Source organism: Marinomonas profundimaris (genome assembly GCF_000508165.1).
GTDB lineage: Bacteria > Pseudomonadota > Gammaproteobacteria > Pseudomonadales > Marinomonadaceae > Marinomonas > Marinomonas profundimaris.
Map to the genome: position 1 here is coordinate 17,364 of NZ_AYOZ01000018.1, position 11,379 is coordinate 28,742.

Genomic DNA, 11,379 nt, shown 5'->3' on the forward strand with positions numbered 1-11,379 from the left:
TATATGTCTCAAATTATCAGTGGCTTTTTAATGCCCCATGACCCATTAATCGCAGCAATGCCTGATGCACCACCTGTTGAAAAACGTGATTCATGCATGAATGCCTACAAGGATATTGTTGAAAGAGTAAAAGAACAAAATATAGATACCGTTATTATCATTGGTGATGACCATTATACCGTTAATGGCCCTTATTGTGTACCACAAGCTATGATTGGTATTGGTGATGTAGAAGGACCAAAAGAACCTTGGCTAGGGATCCCTCGTGAGAAAATAGCTAATAATGAAAGCCTTGCTAAACATATTATGGATTATGGGCATACTCATCAAGTTGACTGGGCAGCATCAAAAACATTAATAGTTGATCACTCTATCGCAATTCCCGTTGAATATGCCGTAAAACCAATAAAAGATTTAAAAATTGTGCCTATTTATATTAATTCGGGTGTTGAGCCTTTTATCAATAGTAAACGTGCTTACGAAATTGGTTTATCAATTAAAGCAGCAATCAATAGTTGGTCAGGAAACGAACGTATTGCCGTTTATGGTACAGGTGGAATTAGCCATTGGCCTGGTATGGCTCAAATGGGTAGTGTTAATGAAGCATGGGATCGTAAAATAATCGATCTTATCTGTAAGGGGAATGTTGATGAGCTAATAGCCATGAGCGATGAAGAAATATTGCGTGAAGGAGGAAATGGCGGGTTAGAAATAAAAAACTTCATATGTGCAATGGGGATTCTAGATGGCTGGACTGGGGAAGAAATAGCATATGAAGCAGTACCCGAGTGGGTTTGTGGTTGTGGCTATCTAGAAATGAAAATAAAATAAAATTTTACAAAAAGGAACATTCTATGTCAAATCAAGAAGAAAATTTAATCGATGTTAACCATGGAACACAATTACATAAAGTGCATGGTGATCAAAAAGTTTTCGAGCAGGAGCTTGAAAATGTATTTGGCCGTTCATGGCTATTTTTAACTCATGAATCTATAATTCCAAATCATGGTGATTATGTTGTTACTAAAATGGGAACAGATGAAGTAATCGTTAGTAGACAAGAAAATGGTGATGTTAAAGCATTTTTAAATGTCTGCCGTCATAGGGGCGCGCAATTGTGTCCACACGAAGCAGGTAATGCTAAAGGCTTTGTTTGCTCTTACCATGGCTGGGGGTATGGCAATACTGGTGAATTACAATCCGTACCTTTTGATAAGGAGGTTTATGGTGGCTTACTTGATAAGTGTAAAAACTCTCTACATGAAGTGGCAAAAGTTGAAAGTTATAACGGCTTCATTTATGGCTGTTTTGATGAAAACTCCCCATCATTCTCTGATTATTTAGGCGATCTTAAGTGGTTTTTAGACCCTTACTTTGAACATTCGGGTGGCCTTGAATTAATTGGACCTCCTGCTCGTTGCCTAATTAGAGCGAACTGGAAATGCCCAGCAGAAAACTTTGTGGGTGATGCTTACCATGTTGGCTGGACACATGCTTCAGCACTACGTACTGGTGAATCAGTTTTTACACCACTGGCAGGAAATAGTACACCTCCAACTGAAGGTTTAGGTCTACAAATAACCAGCAAATTTGGGTCAGGGCTAGGTGTGCTGTGGGATGCTTATGCAGGTATTCATGATAGTTCATTAATTAACGACATGATGCAATGGGCTACCATAAAAGAGCAGCAATTAGCCGAAAAAATTGGTGCTGATCGTGCCAGAATTTATCGATCTCATTTAAATACGACTATCTTTCCTAATAATAGCTTTTTAACAGGATCAGGTGTATTTAAAACTTGGCAGCCTATCGATAAAGATACCACAGAAGTTTTTACCTGGACAATGGTAGAAAAAGATATGCCAGAAGAACTTAAACAGCGTATTGCTATGTCAGTCCAGCGTACTTTTGGTGTTGCGGGTTACTGGGAAAGTGATGATAATGACAATATGGAATCCGAAACATACATGACAAAAGGTTTTCAAGCTATAAATAAAAATCTTAATGCCCAAATGGGTATTGGAAATGATGTTTACAATGGTAAATATCCTGGTGTTGTTTGTGAGTCCGCTATTGGAGAAACAAGTTATCGTGGTTATTATCGTGCGTATAGTGCCTTTATAAATGCTAATAGCTGGCATGAGATAGAAGACAAAAGTAGTAATTGGGCTGATATTTTAACAAATGCAAAAACCAAATAATTAAGGGATAAAGTATGACTGATACAACTAAAAATAACGAACCGTTAGCCCTTGAAAGTGATATTGCTTTTGACGAACTAATTAAAAACACACAGGTATCTGAAAGTTTAAGACAGGAGGTTTCTTCGTTTCTTGCTAGAGAGTCAAGATTACTAGACTCAAGAATGTATAGGACTTGGCATAGTGAAATATTAAGCCCTGATATCACTTATGCTGTTGTTAGCAAAGAATTAAGATCTATAAAAGAACGGCGCTATGACCAACCTGATACCGTCTATTTGTTTAATGATGATCATCGTCAATTAGGTATTCGTATTGAACATGATCTTGATCCTCAAAACTGGCGGAGTAGTCCGCTAGAAAGGTATTGCCGTATACTTAGTAATATTGAAATTGGCCAAGAACAAGGCAGTTTAGATTTAGAAGTACGTTCTTCTTGTATCTTAACTCGTGGCAGAAGAGCCTACCAAGTAGATCAGTTTTTTTACACTCGGACTGATATTCTGATACGTGATGATCAAGGTCAACTCAAGTTAAAATCCCGTTACATTGAATATCCAGAGCGAAGTATTTCTGGCCATAATATGCTGGTATATCTATAAAACCATACGCTATTAATAAAAGTACTTTGCCATAACAAAGTACTTTTACATGTATATATTAAAACTGAATAACAACTGACTAAAATAAAGAGAAATATAATGAAATTGCAAAATCAAGTTGCCATTATCACAGGAGCTTCTTCAGGAATAGGCTTAGCCGTTGCAAAACGCTTTATCAGCGAAGGAGCAAAGCTAGGGCTTTTGGTTAGAACTGAAAAAGATGCCAAAATGCTACAAGATACTTTTGCTGATAATGTTGTAGTAACCATAGGTGATGTTAGAAATTATGACGATAACGAAAAGCTTGTTCAATCAACTATTGATAAGTTTGGAACACTAGATTGTTTTATAGGTAATGCAGGTATTTGGGATTATATGACACCAATAAACTCAACAGAAGCTAGTCTATTAGAATCAGGTTATCGTGATTTATTTGATGTTAATTTACTTGGTTATATTCTTGGTGCTAAGGCCGCGTTACCTGCACTTAAAAAATCTAAAGGCTCTATGATTTTTACTGCATCATCATCAAGCTATTCATTAGGTGGAGGAGGTCCATTATATGTTGCGTCTAAACATGCGGTTTTAGGCTTTATTAGAGCATTAGCATGGGAGTCAGCTCCAGACATTCGTATTAATGGTGTTGCTGCTGGTGGCACATTAACACCACTATCTGGCCCTGAGAGTTTAGACTTAGGTGGGGCAAGCCTTGAAACATCTGACGGAATAGAAGAAATGATTAGTGCTATGACACCACTAAAATTTGCTTCCAAGCCAGAAGACCATGCAGGAATATTTGCATTATTAGCCTCAAGAGAAGATGCCAAGTATATTACTGGCACTGTTATCTTAAGCGATGGCGGTATTGGACTAGGCATGAGACCTGATCAAAAATAGCAATACAACGTATCGCTCTATAGTTTATATCTATAACTTATATGGTTGTTCTTTACTTTTACATTGGAAATAAATAGCTTGAATATAAATTTCTTTTTTGATTTTTTAAGCCCTTTTTCATATTTAGCTAGCGTAAAACTTGCAAAGCTAAGTGACGATACAATTCATAATATATGCTATCACGCTATTGATTTAGCACGTGCAAAAAAAGCAATCGGAAATATCGGACCTACAAATCGAGATATGCCAGTAAAGCTATCTTACCTAAAGAAAGATATAGATCGGTGGGCAGAGCTGTATGATATCCCATTAAAATTTATACCTAATTTTAATTCAGAAAAATTAAATATAGGTATGTTTTATACTGCGGATAAAGATATCCAAGCAGAATATGTCAATCTTGCATTTTTTTTAACATGGGGAAAAGGAAATGCACCTGATAGCCCATTAGTTTTTGATGAAATTTGTAAAACACTGAATTGGGAGATAAAAGAATTCACCCATTTTATTGAATCAGATATAGGCATAAAAGCCTACCAGAAATCTACTGAAAACGCGATTAAGAAACATGTCTTTGGTGTCCCAACTATGATGATTGATGAGAATATGTGGTGGGGAAATGACCGTATTATATTTTTAGAAAAATTTTTAAATACAAATAATAAACAAATAAACAGAAGGGAAAGCAAATGAAATTAATAAAAAATAAAATATCCTTGTTAATCTTAAGTTCTACAATAGTAACTTGTGCTCATGCAACCGATGTATTTAGATTAGAAGGCTTTGGATCAATATCTAAAGCAATGGGTGGGACAGCCACGGCCTATGATGTTGGACCAGCAGGCATGATGTCTAACCCTGCAACATTATCTTTAATGAAAGAGGGTACACAGTTTTTGACAGGTGTAGACATTATCGTTACTGATATTTATACCCGAAATTTATCTACTGGCGAAAAAGCTTCTTCTCATTCCCATTCTCATAATAGAGGTCCTTATGCCATTCCTCAGCTTGCTATCACTTACCGCACAGGAAAATATACAGTAGGTATTGGTGTTTTTGGCCAAGGTGGTATCGGTACTGAATATGGCAACTCTTCATTTTTATCACAAGCTACTGGTGGCTTAGATACAAATTTAGACGTATCCAGCCGCCTTTTTGTTTTAAATATCCCTTTTGCCATAAGCTATCAGTTCAATGAAAAATTGACTATAGGGGCAAGTATTGATGCCACATGGCAAGGATTAAATCTTAATTTATTATTAGGCGCAGATCAACTAGGCTCATTAATTCAAGATGGCAGAGTAAGTGGGTCAATGTTGCCTACATTAGGAGAATTTCCTGATTTAAGAGGTGCCCATATAGGGTTTACAGAAAACAAGCCTGTTAGTAACGGCATAAGCTCATGGGGTGTTACTGCTAAAATGGGATTAACGTATAAAATCCAAAAAAATACAACCTTAGGTATGTCATACAGTACCGAAGGGTATATGAAAGATATGACAGGTGATGCTACGTTAACTGTTGTTGATGCTGTTGCTGGACAAGTTCCTGTAAATGGTGACGTACGCCTTAAAGATTTTAAATTACCCGCTAATATTACAATAGGCATAAGCCATAAAATTTCACCTGATTGGATGATTACATCAGACTTCTCAAGAGTATTTTGGGAAGATGCAATGAAAGATATCGATATCACCTATTCATCAGAAATGGGGCAATTAGGGATTTTACTACCTCAAAATTATTCAGATATATCAATATGGTCAGTAGGAACAAATTATCATTATCAAGATTGGGAATTTAGAGCCGGATATAGAACTGCAACAACGGGATTGAATAACAAAACACTTGCACCAACTATCCCAGCATTACCAACAAAACACTTAACAGCAGGCTTTGCTTATAACTTTAGCAAATACTCTACTCTAGATTTTGCATACTCCTATGGATTCGATGGAAAAATGAAAAACACTAGCCTACCGATGACACCTGTACCTATAGAAGCATCAAATACGTTAAATAATTTTTCAATTTCTTATACGCGAAATTTCTAATATATTATTCTGTATATGGAACAGATCCACCCAAATATAGGCAGAAAGTCTTTATCCAATTTTATCATGCAACGATGATAATTGATATGGTTGGATATAATTTGACAGGGCAAACGGCACGGCTTGCGCATTTTGGGGTTTCGCGCCCATCCCCTCGAAATGAACCTCAAGCCTATTTTATGACCAACTAGGAGTTTTGTTAGTTACTTCTGATTGGGTTTTGTGCCCATCCCCTCGAAATCGGCATTAGGATGAAACTTTATCTTTTTTAGGGTTCTCTTCTTTGTAAGCGCTCAATGAACCGGTGAAGGTTATTCTGCTTCACCTAAATCAACATTCCACGGCAGCAAATCAGACAGTTCATCTGATGGTGCACGCTTGGGTAATTCCGTAAAGAGATGACGGAAATAGTAGTAGGGATTCAAATCATTGGCACGGCAGGTCATTACCAGGCTGTATAAATTCGCACTGGCTTTAGCGCCACCCACCGACGTCGAGAACATCCAATTTTTTCGCCCTGTGGTAAATGGCCGGATATCCCGCTCTGTGACATTATTATCAATACTGATATCCCCATCTTCAAGATAGGTCAGTAATTTGGGCCATTGATTTAAGGTGTAACTAATGGCTTTACCTAATGCCCCTTTAGGTAAAACATGTTGGCTGTTTAGCCAATTGTAAAATTCATTGAGGATAGGTTCGGCTTGTTGCTTTCTCAGCTGTTGACGCGCTTGTGAGGTTAAGTTTTTTGCCTGCTTTTCTATGCCGTAAAGTTTGGCTATGTAACTGAGCGCTTTTTCGGGTTTACCTGCTTTTTTTGAAGGCGATGCTTTTTGTGCATCGGTAAATTTACGTCTGGCATGTGCCATACAAGCAGCTTGAGTGACCTGTTCAAGCGTATTGTAAGCACTGTAGCCATCGGTCAGGAGGTAGCCTGAGTATCCCGTTAAGAAATCCTTTACACAGGCAGCTGCACGACTCGGTTGATAGTCGTAAATAACAGCTGGGTTTTCTGCAAATTCACCACTGCGATAAACCCACATGTACGATTTAGTTTCGGCCTTTCTGTCTTCTTCACGAAGCACTTGCACCGTTGTTTCATCGGCACAAATCAGATTTTCATTCAGGAGTTTGGCTTTCATTGCATCGATGATAATTTGGGCTTTATCACCTAGTTGTACACACCAATTTGCGAGTGTGCCTCTGCTGATTTCAATACCGGAGCGATTTAAAATATCAACCTGGCGATAGAGCGGTAATGCATCAACATATTTAGCCGTGACGATTGCCGCAAACGTTTCAGCACTGCCCATGCTTTTAGGCAACATGCTCGCAGGCTTAGGAGCCGTAATGACTTTATTGCTGACGTGTGTTTTCTCACATTGACGACACGTGTATTTGGTACGCTCATGACGGATAACGCTGACTTTCTGTGGAATGATTTTGAGCTCTTCGCTGACTTCTTTACCGCATTCATGAAGGGGTGTTTGGCAACATTCACAACAAGGGGCACTGAGTTCGTGCAGATAAACTTCACGCTCAAGCGCTTCAGGTAATGGTTTTCTGCCTGTTTTAGCCTTGCTCTTATTTACGTTGGGCAACGCATGTTGCTGCTCAGCTTCGTTAAACGTGCCCTTGGCGACCTTTTCACTTTGTGATGAAAAGCGCTTTGATTTACTTAAGTTGAGTTGTTCAACCAGCAGTTGCACTGTCGTTTTAAGCTCAGCAATTTCTTCTGCTTGTGCACGCTCTTTTGCTTGCAGTTGCAGCAACATGGCTTTGAGTTGTGCTACGTCATCAGGTAGGTCAGTCAAGGTGGCTCAGGGCTTAAGTGGTTATCAATATCCTTAGTGTGACAGCGAAAAATGATCGTTCAAGTAGAATTTGCGATCAACATTTAACGTCACACTTCAAGTCCAAATATGGGTCGATGCGCCTTAGGATTATCTAAGGTTAATCCCGATAATAGCCACTGTAATTGCTGCTTGCTGATATGAACAGCGCCATCACATTTAGGCACCGGCCACTTAAAGTGACCTTTTTCGAGGCGACGATAATAAAGCCAAAATCCATTGGTATCCCAGAATAGGATTTTGAGTTTATCGCGGCCCCGATTACAGAAAATAAACCAAGCCTGGCTAAAGGGGTCCATTTCAAGCGTATCCGCGACGATGAGTGATAATCCATCAATCGACTTTCTCATGTCGGTGACACCCGACACTAAATACACGTTACCAGTGGGAGTCATTGTAATGCTGCAACCCAATGTTTGATTTGTGTTTGACTGAGCATCGAAGGGAGTTCAGCGCGAATACCGTTAGGTAATAATAGCACCACGACATCAGCGCTTTCCTGGTCAAAGACAATTGGCTGAACTTGTTGCTTGGCCTCTTTACTGTTGAGTTTTTTGACCCAATAGTAAAGTGTTTGATAGTGGATTGACCGCTCAGTACAAAATTGTTTAATCGGCAACTGGCTTTGTTTGAACTCAGTCAGTATTTGAGTCCAGTGGTCATGTTTTTGCAATTGATTCATAGCATCTCCTTTGTAAAGAAGCACTATGCCAAAGCCTGATTTTTATTGGAATGTGGGGTTAATTAACCGCTTACTAACAAGGGTTGATAAATCTGATGTACTAGAGAAAATTGAGCAAACGGTGATTGATTTTTTTACGCAAGTCATGCAAATGGATAGTTTTACCTTACGTCAAGAAGGGATAGAGTGAGGTAGAGTTCACTTTTATTGGATAAAAGTGAATCCCGAAACTTGAGTTTCTAAATACTTAGTTGTCACGCCTTGAAATATATCCATCGAAGCCCTTAATCGGCTATGGTCTATATTGATTTTTGAATGTGTAAACATATCAACCATTTGTACGCCAGAAGCTACACCTAACCGTTTGTAAGTAAATCATTGTCTTATGTAAGCTTGATATAATATTTTAAATTCATCAGCGCATAAAATGCTATCTTTTTCTCGCCTCTGGCGCAAGTGTACGACTTTCTTTCTCGGAGCGAGGCAAACAAGGTTTCATCAGATTCTTCTAACCATTAAGAAACAGTGTGTAGCCTAATGAAAAATTGAAATGCTAATATCACACTGGCTAATACCCAATTACAGAAAAAGATGCGAATAATAGGCAGACTAGTAAGGTTGCAGGCAGTTGAATATTTATTAGCGATAGCTTGGTTCTTTTTCACTCAAAAATCAAGTATCTCCATTGGCCATAAGCATAAGCAGGGAAGAAAAATACATTTATGTCTCACTTGTGTAGTTTTGCTTTTATATATGACCCCAAATTTTTCATATTATGCTTGCTATTAATTTCATTTATTGCAGCTTTAATATTTTCTTCCATCATATGGCCATCTAAATCAATCAAAAAGTAGTATTTTCCAAAATCACCTTTTGTGGGTCTTGAGGTTATAGACGTTAGATTTATTTTTCTTTTTGAAAAAGATGATAAAATATTTCCTAAAAAACCGGGGTAATCATTATCATCAATAACGATAATTGTTGTTTTATAATCTATATCAGGGCTAATAATATCGATATTATTTTCTTTAGTTAGAACTAAAAATCTCGTTTGGTTATTTTTAAAGTCATTGATATTATTGATTTTTAAATTGAATTCATCATCATTAATAGCGTAAGTAGGTACAATTGCGGCACTATTTCCTCTGTTTTTTAAAAAAAGATTTAATGATTCAATATTGCTTTCTGTAAGAACTAACTCAATTTTAGCATCCATGCTATCAATAAATTTAGAGCACTGCCCTTTAGCTACAAATTGTACAAAAAGTTTCTTTATGTCTACAGGATTTTTTTTATTACTTATTAAGGAAAATTTAATAGGTAATAAAATTTCTTTTTTAATATATAGCTTACTTTTTATCAAATGATCTAATACCACCGAAATATAGCCTTCAGACAAATTTTCTATTGGTAAAACAGCTAATTCAGCCTGATTATTATCCATCATATCTAAAACATTTGTAATAGATCTAGCGTATACGATATTATATTGATGTTCTTGTAAGGAGCAATAAATTTGAGTTGCCACATCAGAATATGTGTTTTTAGGGCCTAATGTTACAATTCTAATCACTAAAATAACTCCATAAAAATTTTATTATACTCTGTTCCTAAGTATTCAAACAAAGTGTGGTACAGCTTATACTCATTTGTTTCTGCTATTTTTTAACAGAGCGTAGCGAAAGCCCCCGTGCTGAATAGCGTCGACTGGGCAAAGTCTAGCCGAAACTGTCTAGTATTTGTGTTTTCAAGCTTTGGGCTACTTTAAAACAATTAATCGAGTAAGCCTTCTTCTTTTAGTGCTTTTTGAACTGAAGGACGTCTTGCTATTTTTTGCTGATATGTTACTAATTCTGGCCATTTAGCAAGGTCAAAACCAACCATTGGACACCAACTTAATACCGTAAATAAATACGCATCGGCTACACTAAATTGCTCACCTAAAAGGTAACTATCATCAGACAATTTAGGAGCAAGGACATCTAAACGACGAGAAAAATTGTTTTTAAATATTTCTTGGGTATCAGATGAAAATGCAGGATTAAATAATCCTCCCAGCCCCTTATGTAATTCAGTTGAAATTAAATTTAGTTGTTGCTGTAGTTGATAACGCTCAAATGTTCCATTAACAGGCGCTAGTTGTTTTTCAGGTACTTGATCAGCAAGGTATTGAATAATGGCAGGGCCTTCTAATAGAATTTTACCATTTTTAAGTTCAAGGGCAGGCACATAGCCAAAGGGATTTATTTTGTAAAAATCTTGTTTATTCTCTAGTGATTTTGTATTGAGATCTACACGAACAAGATCATATGTTAGCTCAGTCTCACACAACACGATATGGGTAGATAATGAACATGCTCCAGGGCTGTAATACAGTTTCATTAGGTGTACTCCTTTTATTGACAGTATTAACAATTTATTTTTAAATTAAATCATTGTAATAGATGTTGTTATTACTCAAGTTTCGGGGTTCAAAATAGACGAGGAAATAACAATAACCTAATGATTTAAAAGAAGTTGATGCCTCATTGTGGTAAAATACTTGTTAACTAGACAACGTAAAAAACCACAAGAGACATCGAATGAATTCTGCCACAAAGACCTTGAACTTACAATCATTAACCGCTGACTTATTGAGCCAAACAAACCTTAAAATAGATAACACCTTTAGCTCAACATGGAAAAGCATTGGTTTTAACATCATGTTACGCCAAGCTAAGTTTTCTAAGCGATCAGGTACGCCAGTAGGTGATATCACCTACCTTTTAATGCTCTGGGTTTGGCTTAAAGTAGACTCTGTAGCCATGTTTTCAAGGGATGCTTTATTAAGTTTTTCCGCGGCAAAAAAAGATGCGTTATATGACTTACTTAACCGTGAAGATGTAGATTGGCGAAAGCTACAATTATTGACCGCTAAAAAAGTCCTTAAGGCTAACAGTAAAAGCCGACTCTGTGCCTTTGTTATTGATGACACCGTAAAAACAAGATCTGGTAAAAAGATGCCCGGCGTATCGAGTCACTTTGACCACTTAACAGCTCGTTGCGTGATGGGGCAGCAAATAGGGGTTCTAGGGATTTTCCCCTCTA

13 protein-coding genes are annotated in these 11,379 nt (G+C 37.3%); 8 read left to right on the top strand and 5 right to left on the bottom strand.

Annotation, left to right across the window (positions count from 1 at the left end):
• The first annotated feature begins 3 nt into the window (after window positions 1–3).
• The 6 genes from D104_RS28870 to D104_RS28895 all read left to right on the top strand — a co-directional run bounded on the left by D104_RS28870 (window position 4) and on the right by D104_RS28895 (window position 5,757).
• On the top strand, window positions 4–831 hold the full coding sequence (locus D104_RS28870; RefSeq protein WP_024024132.1) for a DODA-type extradiol aromatic ring-opening family dioxygenase: 828 nt from the start codon (window positions 4–6) through the stop codon (window positions 829–831).
• Window positions 832–854: 23 nt separating this feature from the next.
• A complete protein-coding gene (locus D104_RS28875; RefSeq protein WP_024024133.1) occupies window positions 855–2,201 on the top strand; it encodes an aromatic ring-hydroxylating dioxygenase subunit alpha in 1,347 nt (448 codons plus the stop codon).
• Between the two features lie 14 nt (window positions 2,202–2,215).
• A complete protein-coding gene (locus D104_RS28880) occupies window positions 2,216–2,803 on the top strand; it encodes an aromatic-ring-hydroxylating dioxygenase subunit beta (RefSeq protein WP_013785991.1) in 588 nt (195 codons plus the stop codon).
• A gap of 99 nt (window positions 2,804–2,902) precedes the next feature.
• Window positions 2,903–3,700, top strand: coding sequence for a 3-(cis-5,6-dihydroxycyclohexa-1,3-dien-1-yl)propanoate dehydrogenase (hcaB, locus tag D104_RS28885; protein ID WP_024024134.1), 798 nt, complete (start codon window positions 2,903–2,905; stop codon window positions 3,698–3,700).
• A 78-nt stretch (window positions 3,701–3,778) separates the two neighbouring features.
• Window positions 3,779–4,393, top strand: coding sequence for a 2-hydroxychromene-2-carboxylate isomerase (locus D104_RS28890; RefSeq protein ID WP_024024135.1), 615 nt, complete (start codon window positions 3,779–3,781; stop codon window positions 4,391–4,393).
• Window positions 4,390–5,757 (top strand): OmpP1/FadL family transporter, encoded by a 1,368-nt coding sequence (locus D104_RS28895; RefSeq protein WP_024024136.1) that lies wholly within the window; start codon window positions 4,390–4,392, stop codon window positions 5,755–5,757. The genes D104_RS28890 and D104_RS28895 overlap by 4 nt, the downstream gene beginning before the upstream one ends.
• Before the next feature lie 311 nt (window positions 5,758–6,068).
• On the opposite strand, the gene tnpC is transcribed toward D104_RS28895, so the two are convergent.
• The 3 genes from tnpC to tnpA all read right to left on the bottom strand — a co-directional run bounded on the left by tnpC (window position 6,069) and on the right by tnpA (window position 8,292).
• Window positions 6,069–7,571, bottom strand: a complete 1,503-nt coding sequence (gene tnpC / locus D104_RS28900; RefSeq protein ID WP_024024137.1) for an IS66 family transposase — start codon at window positions 7,569–7,571, stop codon at window positions 6,069–6,071.
• Between the two features lie 89 nt (window positions 7,572–7,660).
• On the bottom strand, window positions 7,661–8,005 hold the full coding sequence (gene tnpB, locus D104_RS28905) for an IS66 family insertion sequence element accessory protein TnpB (protein WP_013785985.1): 345 nt from the start codon (window positions 8,003–8,005) through the stop codon (window positions 7,661–7,663).
• Entirely contained in the window at window positions 8,002–8,292 is a 291-nt protein-coding gene (gene tnpA / locus D104_RS28910) for an IS66 family insertion sequence element accessory protein TnpA (protein ID WP_013785984.1), read from the bottom strand. The genes tnpB and tnpA overlap by 4 nt, the downstream gene beginning before the upstream one ends.
• A gap of 25 nt (window positions 8,293–8,317) precedes the next feature.
• On the opposite strand from tnpA, the gene D104_RS37460 reads away from it, so the two are divergent.
• Window positions 8,318–8,482, top strand: coding sequence for a hypothetical protein (locus D104_RS37460; RefSeq protein WP_013785983.1), 165 nt, complete (start codon window positions 8,318–8,320; stop codon window positions 8,480–8,482).
• 537 nt (window positions 8,483–9,019) lie between these two features.
• Here the strand turns inward: D104_RS37460 and D104_RS28915 are convergent.
• Together D104_RS28915 and gstA are read right to left on the bottom strand one after the other, a co-directional pair.
• Window positions 9,020–9,865: a prephenate dehydratase gene (locus D104_RS28915; RefSeq protein WP_024024138.1), complete on the bottom strand. Its 846-nt coding sequence runs from the start codon at window positions 9,863–9,865 to the stop codon at window positions 9,020–9,022.
• A 200-nt stretch (window positions 9,866–10,065) separates the two neighbouring features.
• Window positions 10,066–10,674, bottom strand: a complete 609-nt coding sequence (gene gstA / locus D104_RS28920; protein ID WP_013785981.1) for a glutathione transferase GstA — start codon at window positions 10,672–10,674, stop codon at window positions 10,066–10,068.
• A 200-nt stretch (window positions 10,675–10,874) separates the two neighbouring features.
• Between gstA and D104_RS37410 the strand changes: the two genes are divergently transcribed.
• Window positions 10,875–11,379 (top strand): transposase (locus tag D104_RS37410; RefSeq protein ID WP_024024139.1); only part of this gene is annotated, 505 nt, incomplete at its 3' end.